Annotated in this window: 26 protein-coding genes and 1 tRNA gene; 5 read left to right on the top strand and 22 right to left on the bottom strand. The window is 66.7% G+C overall.

The features are described from left to right. The first annotated feature begins 93 nt into the window (after positions 1 to 93). Positions 94 to 183, top strand: a tRNA-Ser gene (locus FHT36_RS01790). Positions 184 to 339: 156 nt separating this feature from the next. Further along, positions 340 to 1,566 carry a site-specific integrase gene (locus FHT36_RS01795; protein ID WP_169120603.1) on the top strand — a complete coding sequence of 409 codons (1,227 nt, stop codon included), beginning with the start codon at positions 340 to 342 and terminating at the stop codon, positions 1,564 to 1,566. A gap of 885 nt (positions 1,567 to 2,451) precedes the next feature. On the opposite strand, the gene FHT36_RS01800 is transcribed toward FHT36_RS01795, so the two are convergent. From FHT36_RS01800 to FHT36_RS01815, 4 genes are all read right to left on the bottom strand, one after another. After that, positions 2,452 to 2,832, bottom strand: coding sequence for a hypothetical protein (locus FHT36_RS01800; RefSeq protein WP_169120605.1), 381 nt, complete (start codon positions 2,830 to 2,832; stop codon positions 2,452 to 2,454). 275 nt (positions 2,833 to 3,107) lie between these two features. Then, positions 3,108 to 5,531 carry a hypothetical protein gene (locus tag FHT36_RS01805; RefSeq protein ID WP_169120607.1) on the bottom strand — a complete coding sequence of 808 codons (2,424 nt, stop codon included), beginning with the start codon at positions 5,529 to 5,531 and terminating at the stop codon, positions 3,108 to 3,110. A gap of 134 nt (positions 5,532 to 5,665) precedes the next feature. Then, positions 5,666 to 5,935 carry a phage tail assembly protein gene (locus tag FHT36_RS01810; protein ID WP_169120609.1) on the bottom strand — a complete coding sequence of 90 codons (270 nt, stop codon included), beginning with the start codon at positions 5,933 to 5,935 and terminating at the stop codon, positions 5,666 to 5,668. 4 nt (positions 5,936 to 5,939) lie between these two features. Further along, positions 5,940 to 6,212: a phage terminase large subunit family protein gene (locus FHT36_RS01815; protein ID WP_169120611.1), complete on the bottom strand. Its 273-nt coding sequence runs from the start codon at positions 6,210 to 6,212 to the stop codon at positions 5,940 to 5,942. A 64-nt stretch (positions 6,213 to 6,276) separates the two neighbouring features. Here FHT36_RS01815 and FHT36_RS01820 point away from each other — a divergent pair, with 64 nt between their 5' ends. The 3 genes from FHT36_RS01820 (at position 6,277) to FHT36_RS01830 (ending at position 9,423) form a co-directional block, all read left to right on the top strand. Continuing rightward, on the top strand, positions 6,277 to 6,423 hold the full coding sequence (locus FHT36_RS01820; RefSeq protein ID WP_169120613.1) for a hypothetical protein: 147 nt from the start codon (positions 6,277 to 6,279) through the stop codon (positions 6,421 to 6,423). A gap of 350 nt (positions 6,424 to 6,773) precedes the next feature. Continuing rightward, positions 6,774 to 8,465 (top strand): L-lactate permease, encoded by a 1,692-nt coding sequence (gene lldP, locus FHT36_RS01825; RefSeq protein ID WP_169120615.1) that lies wholly within the window; start codon positions 6,774 to 6,776, stop codon positions 8,463 to 8,465. A 175-nt stretch (positions 8,466 to 8,640) separates the two neighbouring features. Continuing rightward, positions 8,641 to 9,423, top strand: a complete 783-nt coding sequence (locus FHT36_RS01830) for an FCD domain-containing protein (RefSeq protein WP_169120617.1) — start codon at positions 8,641 to 8,643, stop codon at positions 9,421 to 9,423. Here the strand turns inward: FHT36_RS01830 and FHT36_RS01835 are convergent. The 18 genes from FHT36_RS01835 to FHT36_RS01920 form a co-directional block, all read right to left on the bottom strand. Beyond that, the gene (locus FHT36_RS01835; protein ID WP_169120619.1) at positions 9,420 to 10,049 is read right to left on the bottom strand and encodes a 2-dehydro-3-deoxy-6-phosphogalactonate aldolase; all 630 of its coding nucleotides are present in this window, start codon (positions 10,047 to 10,049) and stop codon (positions 9,420 to 9,422) included. The two genes, FHT36_RS01830 and FHT36_RS01835, sit on opposite strands and share 4 nt — an antisense overlap. Positions 10,050 to 10,066: 17 nt before the next feature. Next, positions 10,067 to 10,987 (bottom strand): 2-dehydro-3-deoxygalactonokinase, encoded by a 921-nt coding sequence (locus tag FHT36_RS01840; protein ID WP_169120621.1) that lies wholly within the window; start codon positions 10,985 to 10,987, stop codon positions 10,067 to 10,069. Between the two features lie 4 nt (positions 10,988 to 10,991). Further along, the gene (locus FHT36_RS01845; protein WP_281408732.1) at positions 10,992 to 11,771 is read right to left on the bottom strand and encodes an amino acid ABC transporter ATP-binding protein; all 780 of its coding nucleotides are present in this window, start codon (positions 11,769 to 11,771) and stop codon (positions 10,992 to 10,994) included. 242 nt (positions 11,772 to 12,013) lie between these two features. Next, complete coding sequence (locus FHT36_RS01850; RefSeq protein WP_169120623.1) at positions 12,014 to 12,829, bottom strand: transporter substrate-binding domain-containing protein; 816 nt, start codon at positions 12,827 to 12,829, stop codon at positions 12,014 to 12,016. Between the two features lie 64 nt (positions 12,830 to 12,893). Beyond that, positions 12,894 to 13,547: an amino acid ABC transporter permease gene (locus FHT36_RS01855; protein WP_169120625.1), complete on the bottom strand. Its 654-nt coding sequence runs from the start codon at positions 13,545 to 13,547 to the stop codon at positions 12,894 to 12,896. A 13-nt stretch (positions 13,548 to 13,560) separates the two neighbouring features. Continuing rightward, positions 13,561 to 14,235, bottom strand: a complete 675-nt coding sequence (locus tag FHT36_RS01860; RefSeq protein WP_169120627.1) for an amino acid ABC transporter permease — start codon at positions 14,233 to 14,235, stop codon at positions 13,561 to 13,563. After that, on the bottom strand, positions 14,232 to 15,356 hold the full coding sequence (locus FHT36_RS01865; RefSeq protein WP_210257531.1) for a LacI family DNA-binding transcriptional regulator: 1,125 nt from the start codon (positions 15,354 to 15,356) through the stop codon (positions 14,232 to 14,234). The genes FHT36_RS01860 and FHT36_RS01865 overlap by 4 nt, the downstream gene beginning before the upstream one ends. A gap of 151 nt (positions 15,357 to 15,507) precedes the next feature. After that, entirely contained in the window at positions 15,508 to 15,984 is a 477-nt protein-coding gene (greA, locus tag FHT36_RS01870; protein ID WP_169120629.1) for a transcription elongation factor GreA, read from the bottom strand. Between the two features lie 115 nt (positions 15,985 to 16,099). Next, a complete protein-coding gene (locus FHT36_RS01875; RefSeq protein ID WP_169120631.1) occupies positions 16,100 to 16,594 on the bottom strand; it encodes a heme-binding protein in 495 nt (164 codons plus the stop codon). A 107-nt stretch (positions 16,595 to 16,701) separates the two neighbouring features. Continuing rightward, positions 16,702 to 17,322: a response regulator gene (locus tag FHT36_RS01880; protein ID WP_169120633.1), complete on the bottom strand. Its 621-nt coding sequence runs from the start codon at positions 17,320 to 17,322 to the stop codon at positions 16,702 to 16,704. After that, positions 17,319 to 18,896 (bottom strand): ATP-binding protein, encoded by a 1,578-nt coding sequence (locus FHT36_RS01885; RefSeq protein ID WP_169120635.1) that lies wholly within the window; start codon positions 18,894 to 18,896, stop codon positions 17,319 to 17,321. Before FHT36_RS01885 ends, FHT36_RS01880 begins: the two co-directional genes overlap by 4 nt. A 153-nt stretch (positions 18,897 to 19,049) precedes the next feature. Continuing rightward, on the bottom strand, positions 19,050 to 19,958 hold the full coding sequence (locus FHT36_RS01890) for a LysR substrate-binding domain-containing protein (RefSeq protein WP_169120637.1): 909 nt from the start codon (positions 19,956 to 19,958) through the stop codon (positions 19,050 to 19,052). Positions 19,959 to 19,983: 25 nt separating this feature from the next. Then, the gene (gene ahpF / locus FHT36_RS01895) at positions 19,984 to 21,573 is read right to left on the bottom strand and encodes an alkyl hydroperoxide reductase subunit F (protein WP_169120639.1); all 1,590 of its coding nucleotides are present in this window, start codon (positions 21,571 to 21,573) and stop codon (positions 19,984 to 19,986) included. Positions 21,574 to 21,741: 168 nt separating this feature from the next. Further along, positions 21,742 to 22,305: an alkyl hydroperoxide reductase subunit C gene (ahpC, locus tag FHT36_RS01900; protein ID WP_024279157.1), complete on the bottom strand. Its 564-nt coding sequence runs from the start codon at positions 22,303 to 22,305 to the stop codon at positions 21,742 to 21,744. 312 nt (positions 22,306 to 22,617) lie between these two features. Further along, complete coding sequence (locus FHT36_RS01905; protein ID WP_169120641.1) at positions 22,618 to 23,157, bottom strand: MarR family winged helix-turn-helix transcriptional regulator; 540 nt, start codon at positions 23,155 to 23,157, stop codon at positions 22,618 to 22,620. 3 nt (positions 23,158 to 23,160) lie between these two features. Then, positions 23,161 to 23,865, bottom strand: a complete 705-nt coding sequence (locus FHT36_RS01910) for an ABC transporter ATP-binding protein (RefSeq protein WP_169120643.1) — start codon at positions 23,863 to 23,865, stop codon at positions 23,161 to 23,163. Beyond that, positions 23,862 to 24,644: an ABC transporter ATP-binding protein gene (locus FHT36_RS01915; protein ID WP_169120645.1), complete on the bottom strand. Its 783-nt coding sequence runs from the start codon at positions 24,642 to 24,644 to the stop codon at positions 23,862 to 23,864. Before FHT36_RS01915 ends, FHT36_RS01910 begins: the two co-directional genes overlap by 4 nt. Further along, a complete protein-coding gene (locus FHT36_RS01920; RefSeq protein WP_169120647.1) occupies positions 24,644 to 26,533 on the bottom strand; it encodes an ABC transporter permease in 1,890 nt (629 codons plus the stop codon). Before FHT36_RS01920 ends, FHT36_RS01915 begins: the two co-directional genes overlap by 1 nt. Positions 26,534 to 26,565 lie beyond the last annotated feature (32 nt).

A 26,565-nucleotide genomic window follows, 5' to 3' on the forward strand; every position in this document is an offset into this window, starting at 1 on the left:
CTGTAACCGCCTCCCCGTGCCCGCCCCTCTCGACGCGCCCGCGCACCTGTTCTAGATGGAACGGCACAACAGCCCCGCCCCGACGCGGGGCCCGGAAGGGTGGCCGAGTGGTTTAAGGCAGCGGTCTTGAAAACCGCCGTGGGGGCAACTCCACCGTGGGTTCGAATCCCACCTCTTCCGCCAGATCATTGTTTTTTCACGTCTTTTGCCGTTCAGTACCGTTCAAAAATCCGCCTTTTAGCAATGCCTTAGCGTTCATGCCTGGGTTTTCACGTTCAGCCGCGTATGGCACAAGCAAGCCATCAAGATTGGGGCCCTAATTAGGGCCGGGAGGATGGCATGGCACGGGCCCTATTTCGGCTGTCCGCGCGTGAGGTGCAAACCCTCAAGAAACCAGGGCGCCACGCCGATGGTGGCGGGCTGTATCTCACCATTGATCCGACTGGAACACGCAAGCGATGGGTGTTCCTCTATTCCCTGAACAAGCGCCAGCGGGAGGCCGGACTAGGCCCGGCCTCCGAGGTGTCCCTTGCGGAGGCTCGCCGCAAGGCGGAGGCGATGCGCGCAATGTTGCGCGATGGCCGCGATCCGCTGGAGAGCCGCAAGAAGGCGGAGGCGCCCACCTTCGGCGAGGTGGCATCCGACTACATCAATGCGCACGCCGCCTCATGGCGAAACCCGAAGCACCTCGACCAATGGCGCATGACCCTTTCCGTCCAAAAGGACAGCGAAGGCGCGTGGATTGATGGCGGGTATTGTGCCAGCCTTCGCGACAAGCCGGTATCGGACATTGGCACAGATGAGGTGCTTGCGATCCTTCAGCCCATCTGGAGCACCAAAGCGGAAACGGCAGCGAGAGTGCGGGGCCGTATTGAGATGGTGTTGGATGCCGCCAAGGTGCGGGGGCTTAGAACCGGAGACAATCCGGCACAGTGGCGGGGGCATCTCTCCCACCTCCTCCCAAAGCGCCAGAAACTCCAACGCGGCCACCATGCGGCCATGCCCTACAAGGACGTGCCCGCCTTCATCAAGAAGCTGCGGCTTGTCCGCGGCATCGGAAGCTACGCCCTTGAGTTCACCATCTTGACCGCGGCGCGAAGCGGCGAGGTCCGCGGCGCCACATGGTCCGAAATGGATCTGGAGAGGCGTCTATGGACGATCCCAGCCGGTCGAATGAAGGGCGGACGGGCGCATCGGGTTCCCCTCCCCGACCGAACTATTGAAATCCTCAAGGTCATGGAACAATTGCGCAAGGAGCCTGAGGGGCTTGTCTTCCCTGGAGCCCGCAAGGGCTCGGCGCTATCCGACATGGCACTGGCGATGACGTTGCAACGGAATGGCGGGGAAGGCTTCACTACGCACGGCTTCCGCTCTGCGTTCCGTGATTGGGCAGGCGATCACACCCCGTTCCCACGTGAGGTTATAGAGGCGGCGCTGGCCCACGCCGTCGGCGATGCGACCGAGGCGGCATATCGGAGGGGCGATGCTCTGGAGAAGCGGCGGGATCTAATGGTGCTATGGGCAGACTTCTTGGAAACGCAACCTCGCCAGCCGCGGGCCGCATGAATGAAACGCTTCAGCACAGGCAAGAATCCATGCCCTAGATGTCGCGGAATGCCCCATCGCCTCGCGTCAGCTCTCGCTCGGAGCAATTGGCCTTTTATATACTTTCGCCACCGCGCCATAGGCCGGGCCATCTAGGTCATTGAAATCATGTGATATATCAATGTCTCTCCCCAGCTTACTTGTCCACTTTCCATTGGGGAGGAGCCGAGCGGCGTGGGTCGGCTCCCCATTCCGTTCATACAGCGCAACTTTCTCGAAACCCTCCTCATGCGTCGCTAGTTCAGTCTCCTCCCACCGACCAGCAGCAAAAAGGGCGGCGAACGCCTCCTTAACGCTAAGCCCCTCAAAGCTTAGCGGCCAGTAAGCGCGACGGTGAGGCCACCAAAACCTGCGATTATCCTTGAACGCCCAAGCTATACAATTGTAGTTATTATCCTTGTTACTAGTTTGCTTGGAAGCCACATCTTTGAGACTTGGAAAATCGGATCTATAGAGCGCGTCCATTTTGCTCTGCCCATACTATCCATGCCTCTGCCATTTCAGGAATATTCCCAACCGCGTCTTCTGGGTACGGACTACTTCCAATAGCGTCATCCAAAACCCACACCAATTGAGATGGCTTCAGCTTCAGCTCTTCGATTATGAATGGCAGGACGAGATGAGCATTTTGGACTAAAGCCTTGTAGGATGGATGATCAGTTATCTGGAATGGGTCCGACACAAATTTAGTCTCACTTTCCCAGCGCCTCAAAACCGAATAAAAAGAGGATAAAAAATCCCTCTCAGTCGGCTTATACCGACCAGTTGTATCAGATGACGTTGGACTACGACGCAGAGCTATATTGTCAGGCCAATCGCTGGACGACGGCAACTTATATGCATAAGTCATTTATCTTCCCCTCGGATTTTTCTTAGCTCTTCAACGCGGGATAGAAGCCAATTTGCCAAGTTTTCGGCTGCGTGCTCGCTTATAAAAACATCGCAAGCCATATCCCTGACGATAGATCCACGAGAAATCTGTTTTTCAAGAATTTCGGCGCCAAGTCGTCCGGACTCATCATCAATTTTTTCTACGGAGAAAACTTGACGACGGGGGATGGAGTGGCGTTCAGCATAGAGCGCGAAGTGGATCAACCCGTGGGGCGTTATCGAGCCGATTACCCCATCCGCCCAGATGACGCGGAAGTCGGAGGACTTGACGTAATCGAACGCCACCTCCTGGTCGGGAGGGGCCGCGTTGGGGTTCAGCCAGTTGTCCTCAGCCATGATAACCATCCTACCGGAGGTCCCGCTTCAACGGAGCCCGATGCGGGGTAGCAACATTCATCGGTTGAGTAAATGAACCCTTACGTGCAAGCGATGCCATCGGCCTGCAAAATGCAGCGACTCGCACTCCCCTTTCTCTTGGAGTTTGCAAGGGCTTGAGGACAAGGGCTAGTGCCGATCTTTAATCGGCTGTGATTTTCCATTGGCGTGGGGCATGCGCTTCTCGTTGTCGCAGATGCATTTGCAAGAGCAGGAAGGCTAGCTCTAAGCTGCGATCATGCGGTGTCGAGGCCGTAGTCACCCAGAAGGCCCCGCGATGCCTCTTGGTACATGCGCTCAAGGTGGGCCACCACCTTCTGCACCACCTCGTCCGTGTTACCGCCCCTGACGTGAAACGTTGGGCTCATGGTCACGGTGCGGCCGACTGGAGGGGCATCGCCCCCGAGCTGGTGGTTCGGGATAATCTTCCCAGCCTGATCGGGAACGAACAGTTCAGGGCCGCGCTCCCCCACATAGTAGGGCGAATAGGCGTCCACTGGGCCGCCTGCGGCGCGGTGGCCGATCCCCCCTTCACCTAAGGGCTTCTCAACCGGAGCCGCCTCTGAAGGGCCGGACGGCGCCGCCTGGGGATGAACCGGCACCCACACGCCTTGCGCTCCCTGTTGCCTCAGGATGTTCATGATCTGCTGCATCTCGGACTGGACCGCGGGAGCCTCACCAGCGAGGCCTTTGGCCATTCCTTGGCCTGTCGCCGCGCCGGCCTCTTGTCCTGCCGCCTGTCCCTGCGGACGCCAGCCAAGCCGGGCGGCGCCAGTCTGAGGTAGGATGGTATCCGTCGCCCCCGTGTTCCGGAAGCCGAGGCGCGCAGCGCCCGTGCGGGGCACGGTCACGGCGTTTGAGCCGGGCTTGGTCGGATCTTCGCTCTTGCCGTTGCGCCAGCCCTCCAGCCACGCGGTCGCGCCTGCGATGCTCCCCGCGAGGGAATGCAGGGCCTCTCCAGCCTTCGCCACGGCTGGAGAGGCGACCACACCAGCAAATTCCGTGACGGCGTTGGTGAACTCCGCCAAGGCGGCACCGGGCGCCTGTCCCACGGTGGCCGCTGCGTTCAAGCCCGCGGCGTTGTTGAGGTTCCGCTGATCGCGCTCGATCAGGCTGGAGTTGGCGAGGGAGTGCGCGAGGTCGTCCACCACAGTGGAACGGAAGCCGCTGTTCTGGAGGGCCTGCGCATACAGGGAGTGTAGAGCCCGCTCCTCAAGGGCGTGCTCATCGATCTTCGCATTCGGGTCCGTCCGGAGGGTGGAGGCGCGGAACTCCTCCATTCGGGCCTTCACCCGCTCATGGGAAACGGCGCCGTTCTTATCGAGAGCCGGTTTCAGGACGGACATGGCCCATTCGGTCGGGTCCGTCGCCAGGAGGTCGGCCCCGCGAACCGAGCCATCCAGGAAGAACTTGCCGCCCGCGCCCTTCTTGATCTGTTCGCGGCGGATGATGCCTTGGTTCGCCAGCCAGTTCGCGGACTGCGGCGTCATCTTGCCGCCGCCGATGCTGTTCAGCGTCTGGGCTGTCTCATTACCGACTCGCGAGGCGTTGCCGGTCGTGGTGCGGATGAAGCGCTTCTGAAGCTCATCGTCCGATAGCGCGAGGCCGGCGGACTTGGCGTTCGCGACAAAATCGCGCATGGCGGAGCTGTCGAACTGCGTTCCGAACGTCTGCTTGGCCTTGACGAAGAAGTCGAGCCATTTGCGCATGGCCTCGGGATCACCGGCCCGGCCCGTGCCCTCTACCGTCTTGGCGACGTTCAGGGCATCGAAGGGCGAAAGGCCGTCCTTCAGGCCCGAAGCCCGAAGCGCCATGTCGCCGCGCGCGAGGGTGTGGGCAAGGTCGCGCTCCTTTCCGGCATCCCCGCCCGTATACCCTCGATTTTCCCGGAGCCACTCCAGCACCTTCCCGCGGCTAACGCCGGGATTGCGGGTGGCAACCTCCGCCGCGAGACGGTCGGCGCGTGCGATTTCGGCAGGAGATGCACCCGAGGCACGGAAAGCGTTCCGCGCAGTGGCGATTTCATCAGCTCGTTCCGCCGTGGCTTCGCCCGCGCGAACCACCTGATGCCCCACCATGGCGACGCCGGCCCCTACAGCACCGCCCACGAACCCACCGATCAGGCCAGCTTGCCCAACGCCCATACCCCCGGAACGGGATGCCTCGCGGGCGCGCTGCATGCTGGCGGTGTGGTTTTTCTTCGCCTCTGCCGCCTGCCGCCGCATGGCGGCGGTGGTGGCGTCAAGCTGGCGGGCAAGGGTGGCCTCGGTCGCGGCGATCTGGTTTTTCGCGATGCCGGCTGCGGACAGATCCTTGGCCGCCTGACGGGCCGCCCGCCCCTGTTCCATGAACGATTGCTTGGCCCGGTCGGCCGCACGCTGGGCCTGTGACAGCGCCTGTTGCATTTGCCGCGTCGGGCTGGCGACGTTCGCCATCTCCGCCTTGAGGCGCGCCACCTCGTCTTTCGAGCGCTTGAATGCGAGCGACGCCTGATCGAGGGCGCGGCTCGCGTTCTTGAACTCATCAATCTTGGAGGCCTTGGCCCGGAGGTCGGCAAGCTCCTTCTCCAGTCCCGTAAGGGCTTTGGCCGCCGTCTTCGCGGGGCCGCTGATCTGGTCCACGAGCTGGAGAATGAGGGCAGCGGTTTCGGTGCGGGCCATCGGGGCTCACCTCTGTCTGTGTGTCGCCTTCACAAGGCGGGCTGTCTCCTGATGCCAGGCGACGAAGTCGCTCCACCTTTCCCGGCGGAGCGTATCGAGGGGGATATGCAGGACGTGCATCACGTCCGCGGCCATCAGGCGCCAGTGTCTCCAGCGGGTTCGGCCAAAGGGAACAGGGCGCCCGCAATAACCTTGAAGTCGCTGGAGCGCACCTTGCGCAGGGCACCTTCCGGCCATCCGGTTTCCACCACGAGCATGGCGACAAGGGCGGCGGTCTCGGTCGCTCCGGAGGCCTGCGCCTTCTCATAGGCTTCGATGCCGCCCACGGTGGGCTCCTCGATATCGAGGGTGGAATAGGTGCGGCCCTCGAACTCAACGGGGCGCTTCAACGTGATTGCAGTCATGGTCTCATCTCCTCGGGAATGAAGGGGGGATAACGCGGGCCTGCCGCGGCACCGTGGTGAACCCGAGGCGGACAGACTTCACCAGCGTGACTCGCTCCACCGTGGGATCGGTCATGGCGTCGGCAATGCCGCGCTGAAAGGGGTACAGCCGGACGGGGCCGGGAAGTGCCGACACGTCCGGAGGCAACACGACATGCTGCTCGATCCAGTCCGAGAGCGGCAGGCGGGGCGGTGGGAGAAGGGCAGCGCGGGCGCGGCGCTCGATCTCAAGAAGCATCGGCTGCACCCTTGAGTGCGTCGCGCACCTCTTCCTCTATGGCCGCGCCATCGGCAGGGGTGAGGTGCCCAAGACGGGCGCGGACATGGTCGCCACCGGCAGCGCCTCTCTGCACAGGCTCGCGCTCTATTTCGCGGCGCTTTCCCTGGCGCCGATCGTCTACGCGGCGACCATCCTTACGGCGGTGAAGACGGGGGCATGGCTCCGGTGAGGGTCTGATCCTTCACCGCTCCTTCCGCGCCGTCGTGGGCGCATACGGGGCCGCGAGACGGCCCGGCCCTGCCATGAGCGTCTGAACAGGGCCGAGCCGAGGCCGCCGCGCGTCCCAGCCCAGGGGAATGCCTCCGCTCGCGATCCACCCCTCCAACTTCCTGAAGTAGCGCCCCATTCGGCGATCCACTCCGCGCGCCCGCCGCACCCGGGAACCTCCCGTCAGTCCCCCCATTTGGTTGGACCAAATTGATTGATTGCAATTCTGTTTGACATCGTTTTCTGAATTAGGCAGTACCAATTCAAACTATCGGCAATTTTGGTAGTACCAAATAACAAGAGGGGGATAACGTGGGGGTCTGGAACCAGATTTATAACCCGATGGCGAACATGTGGCTGTCGAGCCTCGGCGCCGCGATCCCGATCATCTTCTTTTTTGTCGCCCTGACCCGGCTCAAGCTGAAAGGTTATGTGGCCGGGACCATCACGGTTCTTCTTGCGCTCGGCGTCGCGATCCTGCTTTACGGCATGCCGGTGCAGATGGCGCTGGCCGCGGGCGTGTTCGGTTTCTTCTACGGATTGTGGCCGATCGCCTGGATCATCATCGGCGCGGTCTTTCTCTACAAAGTTTCCGTTGAGACAGGCCAGTTCGAGATCATCCGGCGCTCCATCCTCTCCGTTACGGAAGACCAGCGCCTGCAACTGCTCCTCGTGGGCTTCGCATTCGGCGCCTTCCTTGAAGGCGCGGCGGGGTTCGGAGCGCCGGTGGCCATCACCGCCGCCCTGCTCGTGGGCCTCGGCTTCAAGCCGCTCTATGCCGCCGGCCTCTGCCTGATCGCCAACACCGCGCCGGTCGCCTTCGGCGCCATGGGCATCCCGATCATCGTCGCCGGGCAGGTCACGGGGCTCGACCCCTTCCACATCGGCCAGATGGCCGGCCGCCAGCTGCCCTTCCTCTCGGTGCTGGTGCCCTTCTGGCTCATCCTCATCATGGACGGCACGCGCGGCGTGCGTGAGACGTGGCCCGCGATCCTCGTCGCCGGCGGCTCCTTCGCCACCGTTCAGTTCCTGACCGCCAACTTCGTCGGCCCCGAGCTACCCGATATCACCGCGGCGCTCGCCACCCTCATCACCCTGCCGCTGTTCCTGCGCTTCTGGCAGCCCCGCCGCATCTTCCGCTTCGAGACCGAGGCGAACACCAAGAGCGGTCTGGACCACGGTGCCGCCCCGGCGCCCGCCGTCGCCGCCGTCGAGCCGGCCGTCACCTACACTGCCGGCCAGATCGTCCGCGCCTGGTCGCCGTTCCTGATCCTCACGGTGTTCGTGACCATCTGGAGCATCCCGCCCTTCAAAGCCCTGTTCGCGGCGGGCGGCGCCCTGGAGGGAATGGTCGCGCATTTCAGCGTGCCGTTCCTGCACAACATGGTCGTGAAGCTGCCGCCCATCGTCACCGCCGCGAAGCCCTTCGCCGCCGACTACAAGTTCGACTGGCTCTCCGCCACGGGCACGGCGATCTTCCTCGCCGCCATCGTGTCGGTCGTCTTCCTCGGCATGAAGCCGTCGCGCGCCGTTTCCACCTTCGTCTCGACCATCAAGGGCCTGCTGATCCCGATCTACTCCATCGGCATGGTGCTGGCCTTCGCCTTCATCGCCAATTACTCGGGCCTCTCGTCCACCCTCGGCCTCGCGCTGTCCGAGACCGGGCCGAGCTTCACCTTCTTCTCGCCCTTCCTCGGCTGGCTCGGTGTGTTCCTCACCGGCTCGGACACCTCGGCCAACGCGCTGTTTGCCTCGCTGCAGGCCACCACCGCGCACCAGATCGGGGTGAGCGACGTGCTCCTCGTGGCGGTCAACACTACCGGCGGCGTCACCGGCAAGATGATCTCGCCCCAGTCCATCGCCATCGCCTGCGCGGCGGCCGGGCTGATCGGCCGGGAGTCGGACCTGTTCCGCTTCACCGTCAAGCACAGCCTCGCGCTGGCAGCCATCGTCGGCATCATGACCACCATTCAGGCCTACCTGACGCCGTGGATGATCCCCTAACGGCGAGGCGCGCAAGACTCCGACTGACTGGACCATTGTCCCGGTGCCCCGCAGCACCGGGACAATGCGCGTTGCGGGCTGGAAGTCGGTGCGGCAGCCCGACATAGTGGAGCCCGCATAGCCGGCTTGTCCGGCCCGATCTCCTCCGGCTCGGACCCAGACAGGGCTCTCATCGATGGCGCCGTCCCCCTCCCCTTCCTCCGCCCAGCGCGTGGCTGACCGGGTCGAGCTCGCGATCGAGGCGCTGATCGAGGCGCGCGGCCTTGCCGTGGGGGACCGGCTTCCCTCCGAGCGCGCCCTCTCCGAAATGCTGGGTGCCTCGCGCAACACCCTGCGCGAAGCCCTGATGCGACTCGGCGCGCGGGGGCGGATCACCATCCGCAAGGGCGGCAACATCATCGCCGAGCCGGCCGAGGCGCGCTGGACAGCCGCCACCATCGCCGATCCGCTGGCGTCAGTGGTGGCGGGCAATCCCGGCTTCGGCCATGACGTTCTGGAAGTGCGGCGCGGGCTGGAGGGCCAGGCCGCCTACCACGCCGCGCTTAGGGCGACGCCGGACGATCTCGACGCCATCCGGCGCTGCATCGACCAGCTCTCGGCCTATCACGAGAAGGGCGACGCGGTGGCCGAGGCCCGTGCGGACGCCGCCTTCCACCTTGCCATCGCCGATGCCTCGCACAATGCGGTGCTGCGCTCGGTCATGTCGAGCATGTTCGGGCTTTTGCAGAGCAGCATCTCCGAGAGCCTCGACAAGCTCTATATCGTGCCCCGCACCTATGAGCGGCTCTCCGCCCAGCACCAGACGCTGATGGACACCATCGCCGCCGGCGATGCCGATGCCGCCCGCCGGGCCTCCGACGATCATCTGGCCTTCGTCGCCCAGACCATCCGCACCATCGACGAGGAGCGCGCCCGCCGCGAGCGCGCGGACTCCCTGCGCCGCACCGCGCGGATCTAGCGACCGAACACGTCCCGCGCCGCCGCCACAAGCGCGTGCGCGTCCGCCGCGATGGCTTCCACCGCCTTGCCCGGCTTGAACAAGGCCGAGCCGATGCCAAAGCCCTCCGCCCCGGCCGCGCGGTAGGCGGCCATGTTGGTGGTGTCGATGCCACCAACGGGCAGGAGGGGAATGTCGGTGAGCACCGCGCGCCACGCCTTTACGAGGTGAGGCGGGATGCCCTCGGCCGGGAACAGCTTCAGGGCGTCGGCGCCAGCGGCGCGGGCGGCGAAGGCTTCGGTGGGGGTGGCGACGCCCGGCGTGCAGACGAGGCCGGCCGCCTTGGCGGCGCGGATCACGGCGAGGTCCGCATGGGGCATGACGATGAGCTGACCGCCCGCCGCCTTCACCGCCGCCACGTCTTCTGGCGTCAGCACTGTCCCTGCGCCGATCAGCGCCCGGTCGCCGAAGGCGTCGGCGAGGATGCGGATCGAGTCCAGCGGCTGCGGCGAGTTAAGCGGCACCTCGATGATGGTGAAGCCCGCCCCCACCAGCGCCGCGCCTATGTCCAGAGCCTCGTCCGGCTTCAGCCCGCGCAGAATGGCGACGAGAGGACAGGCGGCAAGGGCGTCCTTGAAGGTGGGCATGGATCGCACTCCTGAAATCAGATGAAGCCAGCCGCCTTCGCCACCGCGTGCTGTCCGGCCGGGCCGCAGCCCTCCGGCGCGCGGGCGTGGGGCAGGCCGAGGATGGTTGCAGCTTCCGCATAGCGCGCGGCGAGGGCGGGGTTGGCCACCAGCGTGAAGGGCTCGCCGGCCGAGGCGTCGCGCAGTTCGGCGCCGATGAGGAGGCCGGAGAGCATGTCCGCGCTGTCCGCCCCCGCCAGCCGCCCGGTGAGGCCCAGCGCGCGCAGCGAGAACAGGCGGCCGAGCAACGCCCCCGGCCCTTCGAGTTCCGCCGCCGCTTCCACACCCCGGCGGAAGCCTTCGGCGGAGAAGGCGCCCTCCTCCATCATGCGGCCGAGGATGGTATGGCCCTTGAGCGCGGCGAACACCTCGCCGGTCATGTAGGTGGCGAAGGTGGCGATGCGGCCCGCCTCGACCCGCACCCATTTGGAATGGGTGCCCGGCAGCACGAACAGACCGTCCGCGACGCCGAGGCGTGCGAGGGCGCCGAGCACCTCCACCTCCTCGCCGCGGATTACGTCCGGCGCGGTGTCGTCATCCTTGAGCACGCCGGGCACGATGGCGATGCGGCCGAAGCCGGGCTGGGCCGGCACCTCGGCGAGGGCGGCAGAGAGATCCGGCAGGCCGGCGGGACAGCGCGCATAGGGCGCTTCCACCCAGCCCTGCCGGCTGCCCACCATGCCGGAGAGCAGCACCGGCAGCGGGCCATGGTCGCGCGCCCAGTCGCCGGCGATGGCCGCCAGAACCTCGGGGAAGGTCGCGCCGCCGAGCGCCATGATGCCCTGCCCGCTCGCGCTGGTGGCCAGCACCTGTCCGTCCGCCGCCATGAGATAGGCGCGGAGCGAGGAGGTTCCCCAATCGCAGGTGATGAGCGCGGGACGGATGAGCGCGGGCGTCATGGGCTCAGTGATGCAGGATCTGGCCGAGGAAGGTGCGCGTGCGTTCGCTCTTCGGGTTGGCGAAGAAGGTGGCGGGCGGCCCCTCCTCCACGATCTCGCCCTTGTCCATGAAGATCACCCGGTCGGCCACCTGCCGCGCAAAGCCCATCTCGTGGGTCACGCAGATCATGGTCATGCCGTCATGGGCGAGGGAAATCATGGTGTCCAGCACCTCCTTCACCATCTCGGGATCGAGGGCGGAGGTGGGCTCATCGAACAGCATCACCTTGGGCGCCATGCACAGGGCGCGGGCGATGGCCACGCGCTGCTGCTGGCCGCCGGAAAGCTGGCCTGGATACTTGTTCGCCTGCTCGGGAATGCGCACGCGCTCCAGATACTTCATGGCGATGGCCTCGGCCTCCTTGGGCGAGAGGCCGCGCACCTTGCGGGGCGCCAGCGTGCAGTTCTGAAGCACGGTGAGGTGCGGGAACAGGTTGAAGCTCTGGAACACCATGCCCACCTCAGCGCGCACCTTGTCGAGCCCGCGCGAGGATTTGCCGACCTGCGTGCCATCCACCACGATCTCGCCGCCCTGGTGATGCTCCAGCGCGTTGATGCAGCGGATGAGGGTGGACTTGCCGGAGCCCGACGGCCCGCAGATCACGATGCGCTCGCCCTGGTGCACATCGAGGTTCACGGCCTTCAGAGCGTGGTAGGTGCCGTAATATTTCTCCACGCCCGCCATGCGGATCATGACGGGGCGCTCGCCGGCGGGCGTGCTGTCAGCAGGGGCGGGAGTGAGCATGGCAAAGCCCTTCTCGTGTCTATTCCGGTATGCCCTGACGCCCGCGTCCATCGCACCGCTCTCGCGCCCCGGCCGACTGGAGCGATCAGCGGAAGGAGAGCCGGGGCCCGGCGCAACGGTTCGCCGCAGGCGGCAATGGCGGCGACAGCCGAACGTATCGCCGGCTGCGCCGAACTTTTCCCTGTTCCCCGGATCGGCGCTCCACCTGCGGTGTCGCTGGTCCGGGGAACAGGGCACATTCCTCAGAACGTCGGCATGGTGGGCAGGGGAACCTTGAACCACTTCTGATTGATGGCGTCGAGCTCGCCATTGTTCTTCACGAAGTAGAGGAAGGTGTTGATCCACTGCAGGAAATCGGTGGAGCCGCGGCGCACGGTGATGCCGTTATACTGGCTGCGAAGCGTGATCTTCTTCTCGATGCCCATGTCCGGGTTCGCCTCGGCGAGCTGGGTGCCGATGAGGTTGTTGGCGCCGAGCAGGTCCACCTGGCCGGAGATGAAGGCCTGGGCGGCGGTGGCGTCGTCGTCGAAGCGCATGATGGTGGCGCCCTTCGGCACGGCGGCGGTCAGCGCGGTGTCCTGGGTGGAAGCGCGGGCCACGGCGATCTTCTTGCCCACCGTCTGGTCCATGCTCTTGATCTCGGTCTTCTTGGGACCGATCAGCTGGATCTCGATGGTGGAATAGGGGATGGAGAACATCACCTGCTTGGCGCGCTCGGGGGTGATGCCGAACACGGCGATGAGCACGTCCACCTTGTTGGTGAGCAGATAGGGGATGCGGTTCGGCCCGGTCACCGGCACCAGTTCCACCTCGACGCCGAGATACTTGCCCATGAGGCGGGCGACATCGGCATCATAGCCTTCCGGCTTGCCCTGGGTGTCGAGCAGGCCGAAGGGCGCCACGTCCACCAGCATGCCGACGGTGAGCTTCTTCTTCGACAGGATGTCGTCGATGCTCTGCGCCGAGGCGCCGTGGGAGAGGCCGGTGGCGGCGAGCGCCGCAAGGCCCAGCGCCGCGACGGCGCCGCGCGCGCTCTTCAGAATGGTGCCGAAAGTCATCGTCTTATTCCTCCGTCTGCGCCGCGTCCGGGGCGGCCTTTGTCTTGAGGGTCAACCTGAACCGTCACCGCGACACGGTGCCGAAACGCTTTTCGAGGTGGCGGGCATAGAGCGAGAGCGGCCAGCACAGGGCGAAGTAGATGGCCGCGACGATGCCGAACACCAGGAACGGCCGGAAGGTCGCGTTGTTCACGATCTGCCCGGCGCGGGTCAGTTCCACGAAGCCGATGATGGAGGCGAGCGACGTGCTCTTCACCAGCAGCACGAGGAAGCCGACCGTGGGCGCCACCGCGATCTTCGCCGCCTGGGGCAGGATGATCTCGCGCATCCGCGTCACATAATGCAGGCCGAGGGCGGTGGAGGCCTCCCACTGGCCCTTGGGAATGGCCTGGATGCAGCCCCGCCAGATCTCGCCGAGGAAGGCGGCGGCATTCAGCGTGAGGCCGATCGCAGCCGCCGCCAGCGGGTCCACCGAGGCACCGACCATGGTGGCGCCGAAGAAGACGAGGAAGAGCTGCATCAGCAGCGGCGTGCCCTGGAAGACGAGGATGTAGGCCCCGGCCGTCGCCCGCAGCCACTGCCACGGTGAGGTGCGCGCCAGCGCCACGACGAGCCCCAGCGTCGCCCCGCCGACGAAGGCGATGGCCGAGAGCAGCAGCGTCCAGCGCACGGCGGAGACGAGGAAGAGGAATTCGGCGGAGGTGAACTGGCGGATCATGTCGCTCCCCTCCTCAGCGTGCGGCATCTGTCCGCGCGAACACCGCGCGGTAGATGAGGGCGAATGCGCCGGCGAACATCAGCGACATGGCGAAATACATGCCCGTCACGACGATATAGATCTCGAACGAGCGGAAGGTCTGCGATTGCAGGTTGTTGGCGACCGCGGTCAGTTCCTCTGCCGAGATGGCGGAAACGACGGAGGAGGTCAGCATCAGCAGGATGAACTGGCTGGTGAGCGAGGGATAGATCGCCTTCAGCGCCGGGAACAGCACCACATAGAGGAAGATCTGCAGCCGCTTGAGGCCCAGCGCCAGCCCCGCCTCGATCTGCCCCTTGTGGATGGTCTCGATGCCCGCGCGCACGATCTCGGTGCAATAGGCGCCGGCATTGACGACCATGGCGAGCAGCGCCGCCTCGTTGGCGTCGAGCCGGATGCCGGCGCGCGGCAGGCCGAAGAAGATGAGGAAGATTTGCACCAGGAAGGGCGTGTTGCGGATCACCTCCACATAGACGTCCACCAGCCAGCGCACAGGCCGCGGCCCCTGCGTCTTGCCCAGCGCGCAGAGCACCGCCACGGCGAGCCCGAGCATCATGGCAAGGCCCGAGAGACGGATCGTCAGCCACGCGCCGAGCAGCAGCTCGGGCCATGCGTTGAAGACGTCTCCGAACTGGAAGACGTAGTTCATCTTGCGCCTCCTGTCGGGCGATTGGCCGCGCCGCACGACTGGCGGATGACAAGGCGCGGCGGCACGATGATCTCTTCCCGCGGGCGATCGGGATGGGCGATGCGGCGCAGCAGCAGCCGCGCGGCCTCGCGCCCGACGACGCGGGGATCGGTGGTGAAGGTGGTGAGCGCGGGGCGGTGCAGGCCCGCCTCGTCCACGTCATCGCAGCCCACGACGGCCACGTCGCGGCCCGGCACCAGGCCGCGCTCGTCGAGGGCGAGCATGACGCCGAAGGCCACCACGTCGTTGTAGCAGACGATGGCCGAGGGAATGTCGCCCTTGGCCAGCAGCTCGCGCGCCGCGGTATAGCCCGACGAGCGGTCGATGACCGCGCAGGGCACCACGGCGCCGCTCTTCAGCTTGTGGCGGCGCAGGGCGCGGTGGAAGCCGGCCATGCGCTCGGCCAGCGGCGCGATGCGGCGCACGCCGCCGATAAAGGCGATGTTCCTGTGGCCCAGCCCGATCAGATGCTCGGTGATGAGCTCCATGCCGGCGCCGTAGTCCGGACCGACATAATCGGCGGGAAAGCCCTCTACGCGGCGCTGCGCGAGGACACAGGGCATGCGCGCGCAGGCCCCCTCCTCCAGCGCATCGGCGCGGGTGTTCTCGGACGCGACCACCACCAGCCCGTCGACGCCGTGCTCCTGCATCCGCACCAGCACCTCGCGCTGGCGAGCGGCGTCCTCGGCGGCGTTGCCGATGAAGGCCATGTAGCCTTCGGTGCCCAGTACCTCGTCGATGCCGGCGGTGAGCTGGGCGAAGTTGGGGGTGGTGATCTCGCACAGGACGAGGCCCACCGTGCGCGAGGCGCCGGAGCGCAGGTTGGCGGCGCTGCGATTGTAGACATAGCCGAGGCCGGCCATGGCCTCCTCGACCTTGGCGCGGGTCTCCGCCTTCACCAGCGGGCTCTTGCGCAGGACGAGGGAGACCGTGGCGCGGGAGACGCCGGCATGGGCCGCCACGTCCTTCAGCCGCACCCGCAGGACGCCGGCGAGCGGCGCCTCATCAGGCAGATCGGCCGGTTCGGCAGCATCGCGGGCGGCCGGCAAGCGGCGGCCCTGCGGCCCCTTGGCACCCTCCACGCGCAGCCTCCCCGGCAGTTCCGGGTCCTTGGCGGACCTCTCGACGGCCTTTGTCTAGGAGAAGGCGCAGGGTGTGGTCAACGAAAATTTAGATCGATCTAAATGCTGCGCCGCAACGCTCCGGGCACGCGAGCCGGCATCGCCGCGGGTATCAGGCGATGGCGACGACCTCGACCTCGCGCCCCGCCACCAGCGCCACATCGCCCACGGCCTTGCCCATCACGGCGGCGGCGATGGGCGAGACATAGGACACCGAGCCCTTGGCCGGGTCGGCCTCGTCCTCGCCGACGATACGGAAGGTCTGGCGCCGACCGTCCTCGCGATCGAGGATCACGGTGGTGCCGAACTGGACGGTCTCGGGATGGGCGGGCGTCTCGATGAGCTGGGCGCTGGCGCGGCGGGCGCCGTAATAGCGCAGGTCGCGCGTCGCCCGCGCCATGGCCATGCGGTCGGCCTGCACATCGCCCATCTGCGCCTCGGAATAGGCGGCGCGCGCCTCGGCCAGCGCGGCATCGAGCGCGGCAAGGCCGCTCGCCGTCACGAGATTCGGGTGCGGCGAGATGGGCCGGTCCGGAAGGTCGGCGGCGGTGGCTTCGAGGTCGGTTTCACGCGTGAAGGCGACGGACATTCAAAAGCAAATCCCGGAGCTTGAGGCATCGTCCCCCAAAGTCAGGAGGACCATTGACCTAAGCATCCGGGATCAAGCTTGCAACCGGCCGCCGCGCGACGGCCGGTGGCCCATCTCACTTGAGCTGGGATTCGACCTTGGCGATGGCGGCGATGGCGCAGGCCTCGTCCAGGTTGCCGCCGGGGGCGCCGCCGATGCCCACCGCGCCGATGGTCTCGTTGCCCACCTTCACCGGCACGCCTCCACCCAGCACCAGGAAGCCGTCGATGGCCACGAGCTGCGCAGAGGCGGGGTTTTTCTGCACGTTCTCGACAATCACCGTGGTCGGGGTGCGGGTGGAGGCGGAGGTGAAGGCCTTGCGGCGCGCCGCCTCGACCGTATGCGGGCCGGCATTGTCGGCGCGGGCGAAGGCCCTCAGGACGCCGGCGCGGTCAACCACCGCCACCGACACGTTGTAGCCCTGCGCCGCGCAGGCCGCGACGCCCTCGCGGGCGATGTCGAGGGCGATCGCCAGCGGCATGTTCCGTTCCTGCAGCGCCTGGGCCGCGACGGGGCCGGCAAGCGTGGCGAAGGAGGCGGAGACGGCGGCGGCGAGGAGAAGGCGTTTCATCATCGGCCCTTTCTTGGCGGCCGCGTAAGCGACCGGAGATTCTTCTGCGCCGGGCGATGGCGCAGAGCTTCTCTAGGCCGGCCTAGCTCCCAGCTGAATCCGTCGCCTCACCGGGCGGAATCGGTAGAACTACCGAGCACGCGGGAGTTGAGCGTCATCCGCACGAAATCCGCCACGGAGGAGGTGCCGAGCTTCTCGGCGATGTTCGCCCGGTGGGCGTCGATGGTGCGGGGGGAAACGCTGAGCGCCGCGGCGATCTCCTTCGTCGCCCAGCCGCGGCATACCATGTCCAGAACCTCGCGCTCGCGCTCCGTCAGGCTGGCGAGGAGGGACGCCGCCTCGCGCCGCTCCATGAGGGCGTCGAGGGCGCGGGCGGCGGTGCCGAGGGCATCGAGCAGAACCTGCTCGTCCACCGGCTTGGTGAGGAAATCCACCACCCCGGCCCGGAAGGCGCGACGACAGGCATTGACGTCGCCATGGCCGGTAATCATCACCGCCGGCCAGTCGATGCCGCGGGCGGCGAGCTTTTCCTTCAGTTGGATGCCGGAGATCATGGGCATCCTGAGGTCGAGCAGCAGGCAGCCGGGGCGTTCCGGGTCCACATGGGCGAGGAAGGTCTCGGGATCGGCGAAGGCTTCCACCGTCATGCCGTAGGTGGAGAGGAGCAGCGTGAGGGCCTGCCGCACGGCGGCATCGTCATCGACGAGATAGATGCGGGGAGCGCTCACTGCGCCGCCAGCCGGCGTTCCGCCAGGGCGGGAAGGCTGATGAGGAACGATGCCCCCTGCCCCGGCCGGGCCTCGGCCTCGATGGTGCCGCCCGCGCGCTCCACCAGGGTGGCGCACAGCGAGAGTCCCAGCCCCATGCCCTCATTCTTGGTGGTGAAGAAGGGCTCGAACAGCCGGGGCAGCACGTCCGCCGAAATGCCCTTGCCGGTATCGCTGACGCGGATCGCCACCGTCTCACCAGCATCGAAGGTGCGGATGAGGATACGCTTGTCCGGCCCGTCTCGCTCCTCAAGGCTGTCCGCCGCGTTGCGGATGAGGTTGTGCAGCACCTGCTCCAACTCCACCGGGTCCGCATTGGCCCGGGGCATGGGGCGTTCCAGATCCAGCTCCAGCGTGATGCCCCGGCGGGAAAGGTCAGCGCGCGCGAGGGTCGCGGCGTCGTCCACCACGTCGGTGATGTCGATGGGCGTGCGCTCGCTGGCACGGCGGGCGATGTAGTCCCGCATCCGGCGCAGGATCTCGCCCGCCCGGCGCGCCTCCCGCACATTGGCATCCAGCGCCTCGGAGAGCCGGGCGGGATCGCCATCGGGACCGGTCAGGCGCAGCGCCGCCTGGCTCTGGCTCAACAGGGCGGTGAGCGGCTGGGTGAGCTCGTGGGCGATGCCGGAGGCGAGCTCGCCCAGCGAATTGACCCGCGCGGCATGGGCGAGCTGCGTCTCGCGTTCCAGCAGGCGGCTGCGCTCCTCCGCCAGCGCGGCGAGCTGCTGGGAATGGCGCGCCTCGTGCCGCTGGATCAGCGTGTAGCGCCCGGCAAACAAGGCGAGGAGCGAGAACAGGGCAAAGGCCGCGACCGGCACCGGTGCGACGGCTTTGTAGAAGGAGACCGGCCGCTCGATGCCGAGATTGACCGGCTGGGTGGTGCTGTCAGCCGGTCGGAAGAAGGTGAGCGTCGCGAAGGCGCCGGGCTCCACTGCGGGCGCGCTCCCGGTCAGCGCGAAGGGCCCGAGGCTCAGGCTGATGCGGTCGCTGGAAAGCCGTTCCTCCGGCGTCAGCAGGCCGTTGGGATCGATCTCCAGGATGATGGCGAGGCGCCGGTCGCTGCCCGCGCGCTTGCCGAGGAAATAGTGCTCGGGGCGATCGGCTTCCACATAATAGCGCGCCTCCCCCGCCCTCTGGCCGAAGACCAGCTGGGCGAACCGGGGCATCACCGTGCCCTCCATCTCGCCCGGCACCGCGACCAGCGTCTCAATGACCTGATCGGGGGTCATCTCCAGCACCCTTATGGAGAGGATGCGGCGGTAATAGCGCATGATGCCCGTCGCCACCTGCCGGACCGTCTCGGCAGGCGGCGGATCGCTCGCCTGAACGAGGGCGGCAAGGCTGGTGAGATGGGCATCGTGCTGGGCGACGCGCTGGGACAGAAGCCGGTGCAGGGCGACACCCTCGGCCTCGACCTCCGCATCGGCACGCGAGAGGTTGTTCCGGATCATCAGCATCGCGAAAACCGCGACGAGACCGACCCAGACCAAAAGGAGAGCAGCGACGGACCTGAAGGCGAAGGTACGCCGGATCACTGCTTCGACCTCCCTCCCCTGGGGGCTGATTTGCCGGCTCGGACTCCAGCCTTCTAGCACCGGTTGAGGGGCGCGAAAATCGACGAAAAGCGTGCGCGCGCAAAATTCAACGCGCGCGGCAAGGGCTACCGCAACGGCACAATGGAGGGCCGCTCAGTGGCGCAACGTCAGCAGGTCTTCCGGTAGCCCGCGGCAGATATCGGCCACCTGATGCAGCAGTTGCCCCAGCGCCGAAGTCTTGCGCCAGAGCAGCGCGATCTGCCGGCTGGGGCGGGAATCCGAGAACGCGAGCAGATGGATATTCTGTGCCGGAGGCACCGGATTGCGGGTCGCCAGCATGGGCAGGAGCGTGATACCGACGCCCGCCGCCACCATCTGGCGCAGGGTTTCGAGGCTGGTGGCGCGGAACTCGGACTTCTCCCGCGCGCCGGACTGGTGGCACACGTCCAGCGCCTGGTCGCGCAGGCAATGCCCCTCCTCCAGCAGCATCAGGTTCTGCCCGGCCAGCTCCGCCACCCCCAGCGTATCCCGCCGGGCCAGGCTGTGGGTGCCGGGGACGGCGAGGAGGAAGGGTTCCTCGAACAGGAACTCGCTGTGGAAATGGCTGTCATGCACCGGCAGCGCGAGGAAGGCGGCGTCCAGCGTGCCGAGATTCAGCCGCTGGATCAGGTTGGCGCTCTTCTCCTCGAACAGCAGCAGTTCCAGCTCGGGAAACCGCTGGCGGATCAGCGGCACCACATGCGGCAGGAGATAGGGCCCGAGGGTGGGGAACACGCCGAGCTTCAGCGCCCCGCCCTCGGCGAAGCGGCTGCGGTGGGCCGCCTCCTTCAGCTGGTCGACCTCGGTGAGGATACGCCGCGCCCGCTCCACCGCGTCGCGGCCGGCGGGGGTGAGCATGGCCTTGCGTGGCGTGCGCTCGATGAGGGCCACGCCCAGTTCCTCCTCCAGCTTGCGGATCTGGGTGGAGAGGGTGGGCTGGCTGACGCTGCATAGCTCCGCCGCCCGGCGGAAGCTGCGGGTGTCGGCAAGGGCGAGAAGATATTGCAGCTCGCGCAGGGTCATGATGTCCGCCCCGCCGCCGGCCCGGTCAGGCGGCCCTGACGGCCGCCTCCTTGTCCTCTGCGGGGGCGCTGGTGCGGATGAGGTGATCGAAGGCGGAGAGCGAGGCCTTCGCTCCTTCGCCCAGCGCGATCACGATCTGCTTGTAGGGCACCGTGGTGCAGTCGCCGGCCGCGAACACGCCGGGCACCGAGGTCTGGCCGTGGGCGTCCACGACGATCTCGCCGCGCGGAGAGAGGTCCACCACGCCCTTGAGCCACTCGGTGTTGGGCAGGAGGCCGATCTGCACGAAGATGCCTTCCAGCTCCACCTTGTGGATGTCGCCGGTGTTGCGGTTCTCGTAGGTAAGGCCGCTCACCTTCTGGCCGTCGCCCAGCACCTCGGTGGTGCGGGCGGAGGTCAGGATGGTGACGTTGGACAGGCTCTTGAGCTTGCGCTGGAGCACGTCATCGGCGCGCAGCGCGCTGTCGAACTCGATCAGCGTGACGTGGGCGACGATGCCGGCGAGGTCGATGGCCGCTTCCACGCCGGAATTGCCGCCGCCGATGACCGCCACGCGCTTGCCCTTGAACAGCGGACCGTCGCAATGGGGGCAGTAGGCCACGCCCTTGTTGCGATAGGCGTCCTCGCCGGGCACGTTCATCTGCCGCCAGCGGGCGCCGGTGGCGAGGATGACGGTGCGCGAGCGCAGGCTGGCTCCGTTGGCAAACTCCACCTCCACCACGTCCTTGCCCGGAACGAGCTTGACGGCGCGCTGGAGGTTCAGGATCTCCACCTCATACTCGCGCACGTGCTGCTCCAGCGCGGCGGCGAGCTTCGGCCCCTCGGTGTAGGGAACGGAGATGAAATTCTCGATGGCCATGGTGTCCAGCACCTGCCCGCCGAAGCGCTCGGCGGCGACGCCGGTGCGGATGCCCTTGCGGGCGGCATAGACCGCCGCCGTGGCGCCGGCCGGGCCACCGCCCACCACCAGCACGTCGAAGCGGTTCATCTCACCCATGCGCTTGGCGTCGCGGGCGGCCGCGCCGGTGTCGAGCTTAGCGACGATCTCCTCGATGCCCATGCGGCCCTGTCCGAAGACCTCGCCGTTGAGATAGACGGTGGGCACACTCATCACCTGCCGCGCATCGACCTCAGCCTGAAACAGCGCGCCGTCGACGGCCACATGCTTCACCCGCGGGTTCAGCACGGCCATCAGGTTCAGCGCCTGCACCACGTCCGGGCAGTTCTGGCAGGACTGGGAGAAATAGGTCTCGAACACGAAGTCGCCGTCGAGCGCCTTCACCTGCTCGATGACCGCCTCCTCCACCTTGGGCGGATAGCCGCCCACCTGCAGCAGCGCCAGCACGAGGGAGGTGAATTCGTGGCCCATGGGCAGGCCGGCGAAGGTGAGGGAAATGTCGTGGCCGGGGCTCGACAGGGAGAAGGACGGCACGCGCGCGCCCGGCTCCTGGTGCTCCCGCACGGTGATCTTGTCGGACAGCTCGGCGATATCGGCCAGAAGCTCGCTCATTTCCTTCGACTTCGGCCCGCCATCCACCGCGGCGGTGATTTCGACGGGGCGGACCACGCGCTCCAGATAGGCCTTGAGCTGGGTCTTCATGGCAGAGTCGAGCATGGCAATCCTCCGGCAGGCAATGCGCGCCGAACCTTCGGTCCGACGGGAAACAAACGGGCCACGTCCGCCGCAGGCTCAAGGCCGCGGCGGACGGTCGGGGCGCCTCCCTTTCGGGAGCCGGTGGGGCCTCAAGGCAAAAGCCTCAAGGCCGGATCGGGTCGTAAAACCTCAGATCTTGCCGACGAGATCGAGGGAGGGCGCCAGCGTCTTCTCGCCTTCCTGCCACTTGGCAGGGCAGACCTCGCCAGGATGGGAGGCGACGTACTGGGCAGCCTTGATCTTCCGCAACAGGTCGGCGGCGTCACGGCCGATGCCCTCGGCGGTGACTTCCACGGCCTGGATGACGCCGTTCGGGTCCACCACGAAGGTGCCGCGGTCGGCGAGGCCTTGGCCTTCGCGCATCACGCCGAAGTTGTTGGTGATCACGCCGGCCGGGTCACCGAGCATGGTGTACTTCACCTTGCCGATGGTCTCGGAGGAATCGTGCCACGCCTTGTGAGTGAAGTGTGTGTCGGTGGAGACCGAGTAGATCTCGACGCCGAGCTTCTGGAACTCGCCATAGTGATCGGCAAGATCGCCCAGCTCGGTCGGGCAGACGAAGGTGAAGTCGGCCGGGTAGAAGAAGAAGACGGCCCACTTGCCGGCAAGATCGGTGTCCGAAACCTGGATGAACTTGCCATCCTTGAAAGCCTGCGTCGTGAAAGGCTTGATCTTAGTATTGACGAGCGACATGGCAATTCCTCGATGGGGTGTTTGCGCTACGACGGGCCGAAGCCATCGCAGTGCAACATATGGGGGCCGATGCCATAAGTGAAATAGATAAGTTTCGCGATATCGATAGCTTCAATCTATCAATTGGGCAGCCATACGCCTGATTTCGCGCGCGAAACAAGAGGTTGGCGAGGGTTCAGCCCATGGCTTGGCTGACGTTGACGCGCTGCGACAGAAGCGCGCATTTTACCATCGGGAAGGTCGCGCGCAGCCGTCCGAGCCGCGCAGAGGCGCGCGGCACGAATCCCTCTCTCGGGATGATGGACGCGGCGCCTAGCGCAGCCGGTCCAGCAGCTTCAGAAGCATGGCGCGCTCGGCGGCATCCAGCGGCGCAAGCGTTTCCTCGGTGATGGCGAAGGCGTTCACGCTGGCGCGCGCCACGGCCTCCTCACCGGCGGAGGTGAGCACCACCACCAGCAAGCGGCCGTCCTCGGTGTCCGGCCGGGTCTCCACGAAGCCGCGGCGCACGAGGCGGTCCACCACGCCCTTGATGGTGGCGGCATCCATGGCGGTGAGTCGCCCGAGGAGGTTCTGCGAGCAGGGGCCGGTCTCGGCGAGCTTCGACAGGGCCGCCCACTGGGTCATGGTCAGATCGTCGCCGATGCGCGCGGCGAAGATGGCGGCGTGGCGCTGGCCCACCTGGCGCAGCATGAAGCCCACCTGTTCGTCCAGCACGTAGGGCGCATTGGTCCGCGTGCGCCGCACGGGCCGGCGGACCTGCAGGGGGGCGGCATCATGTGCCGGGCTGTTCACCGGCGCCGGCAGGGCCTTGCGGGCGCGCGGGGTTCGCACAGGCTTGACTTCGGACGCCATGGCTCAGACCGCCAGATAGGCGTCGCGGATTTCCGGATTTGCCTCCAGATCCGCGATGGTACCGGAAAAGCGGATGCGGCCCTTCTCGATGATGTAGGCGCGATCCGAGATCAGCTTGGCGAAATGCAGGTTCTGCTCGGAGATGACCACCGAGAGCCCCTCCCCCTTCATGGCAAGGATGGCGTCGGCCATCTGCTCCACGATCTTGGGCGCGAGGCCCTCGGATGGCTCATCCAGCAGCACGAGGGAGGGGTTGCCCATCAAGGTGCGGCCGATGGTGAGCATCTGCTGCTCGCCGCCACTCATCTGCCCGCCGGGCCGCTTCCGCATCTCGCCGAGGTTGGGGAAGAGCTTGTAGAGCATGTCCGGCGTCCAGGTGGCGACGCCCGGGCGCGGCGCCTGCCGGCCCACCTCGAAATTCTCCTCCACCGTCAGATGGCTGAAAATGCGCCGGTCCTCCGGCACGTAGCCGAGGCCGCGCCGCACGATCTCGTAGGTCGGCAGGCGCGAGACGTCCGCGCCGTCGAACATCACCGTGCCCTCGCGCTGGGGCACGAGGCCAACGATGGAGCGGAAGGTCGTGCTCTTGCCTGCCCCGTTGCGGCCGAGCAGCGCCACCACCTCGCCGGCACCGATCTCGAGGCCCACGTCATAGAGGATGTGGGCGGGGCCGTAATGGCTGTTGAGGTTCGAGACCTGAAGTTTCATGCCGCAGTCCCCTCGCGGTGCCGTGCGTCGTAGAGCAGTCCTTCGCCGAGATAGATGGCGCGCACCTGCGGGTCGCGCCGCACCTCGGCCGGAGTGCCGCGGGCGATGAGCTGGCCGCGATTGAGCACCATCACCTCGTCGGCATGCTCGAACACCACGTCCATGTCGTGCTCGGTGAAGAGCACACCGATGCCCTTGGCGCGGGCGATCTCGGCGGTCAGGCGCATCAGCTCCACGCGCTCGCGCGGCGCCATGCCGGCGGTGGGCTCGTCCATGAGGAGGAGGCGCGGCTGGTTGGCCAGCGCCACCGCCAGTTCAAGCCGCTTCAGGTCGCCATAGGCGAGTTCCCCGCACGGCCGCTCCGCCTGGGTGGTGAGGCCGACGAGGGCGAGCAGCGCATCCGCCTCCTCCCGGCAGGCCGCACCGGCGAAGCCGAACACGCGGGAGATGAGCCCGTGGAAGGAGATGAGCGCCACCTGCACGTTCTCGCGCACCGTCATGGAGGCGAAGGTGGCGGTGATCTGGAAGGTGCGGCCGACGCCGAGCCGCCACACGGCGCGCGGCGGCAGGCCCTTGATGTCCTTGCCCTCGATGCGCACGGTGCCGGCATCGGGCGGGATCTGGCCGTTGAGCATGTTGAAGCAGGTGCTCTTGCCGGCGCCGTTGGGGCCGATGAGGGCGAGCATCTGGCCCGCCTCCACCGTGAAGGACACGCCCCGCACGGCATGGACGCCGCCATAGGACTTCATCAGGTCTTTGACTTCGAGTAGCGGGCTCATCACGCGGCCTCCGCTTTGGTGGCGCCAACCGGCGCACCGGCGCCGTTGCCCTTGCGGGGCCAGCGATGGCGCAGGTCCTCGATGAAGCCCACGACCCCCTTGGGGAAGGCGAGCACGATGACAACGATGACGCCGCCCAGCACCAGCTTGGAGAGGTCGGTCTGGCTCATCAGCCAGATGGCGAGCGCCTTGTAGAGTACCGCGCCCACCACCGCGCCGGAGACCGTCTCGACACCGCCGAGCAGCACCATCACGAGGCCGTCCACCGAGGTGGGGATGGCCATGTAATCGGGGAAGACAGAGCCCTTGAGGAAGGCGAACAGCGCGCCCGCCAGCCCGGCGAAGGTGCCGGCGACGATGAAGGCCGCCCATTGCATCCGCTGCCGGTTGAGGCCGATGGCCTCGGAGCGCAGCGCGCTGTCGCGCACCGCTCTCAGCCCATAGCCGAACGGCGAGAACACGAGCATCCTGAGCACGGCGACACCCACCACCGCGATGCCCAGCGCCAGCCAGAAGAAGCCGGCCGGCCGCGACGCCCAGCTCGCCGGCCAGATGCCGAGCAGGCCGTTGTCGCCGCCGGTCACGTCCACCCACTGGAAGGCGATGGACCAGGCGATCTGCGCGAAGGCCAGCGTCAGCATGGCGAAATAGACGCCCGAGAGCCGCACGCAGAACCAGCCGAACAGCACCGCCCCGGCGAGGCCCAGCAGCGGGCCGACGATCAGCGCCGCTTCCATGGGCGCGCCCATGTATTTCACCAGGAAGGCCGCGCCATAGGCGCCGAGGCCGAAATAGGCGGCGTGGCCGAAGGAGGCGAGACCGCCCACCGTCATCATGAAATGCAGGCTGGCCGCGAACAGCACGTAGATGAGGATTTCCGCGCCCACCGTGAGGGCATAGTTGCCGAGGAAGAAGGGCAGCGCAGCCACGGCGACCACCACCAGCGCCACGCCGGCCCGCTCCATCTGCGTGAAGGGGCGCCAGGGACGGATGGTGAGGCCCGCGGCAGTGCGGGGCGCGGTCTCCGGCTTGCCGAACAGGCCCCAGGGCCGCACCACCAGCACCACCGCCATCACCAGGAAGACGGTGATGAGCGAGATCTGGGGCAGGATGAGAATGCCGAAGGCGTTCAGCTCGGCGACGATGATGGCGGCGACGAACGCGCCCGTCACCGAGCCGAGGCCGCCGATCACCACCACCACGAACACCTCCACGATGATGGAGAGGTCCATGGCATGGGTGACCGTGGTGCGCGGGATCTGCAACGCGCCGCCGAGGGCGGCGAGGAAGACGCCCAGCGCGAACACGCCGGTGAACAGCCATTTCTGGTTCACGCCCAGCGCCGCGACCATCTCACGGTCCTGCGTCGCTGCGCGCACCAGCACGCCCCAGCGGGTCTTGTGGAACAGCAGCCAGAGGATGCCGAGCACCACCGGGCCGAGGGTCATCATGAAGAGATCGTAGGTGGGCACCATGCGGCCGAACAGGCTTATGGCGCCGGTGAAGCCGGGGGCGCGCGGGCCGAGCAGGTCTTCCGGCCCCCAGATCACCACAACGAGGTCCTGCACCATCAGCGTCACGCCGAAGGTGGCGAGGAGCTGGAAGAGTTCCGGCGCCTGATAGATGCGCCGCAGCAGCACCATCTCCATCAGCGCGCCGAGGATCGCGACGATGATCGCCGCCGCGACGATAGCGCCCCAGAAGCCGAGCGGCCCGGCAAAGCGCGTCGTCAGCGTGTAGGCCACATAGGCGCCCAGCATATAGAAGGCGCCATGGGCGAAGTTCACGATGCGCGTGACGCCGAAGATGATCGACAGTCCCGACGCCACCAGAAACAGCGACGCGGCGCTGGCGAGCCCGCTCAGGGCCTGGACCAGAAGAAATTCCACGGCTTCAGCCTCTCGTTCACCTGCTGGGAGTT

Origin of the sequence: Xanthobacter sp. SG618, assembly GCF_012932745.1 — a bacterium.
GTDB lineage: Bacteria > Pseudomonadota > Alphaproteobacteria > Rhizobiales > Xanthobacteraceae > Xanthobacter > Xanthobacter flavus.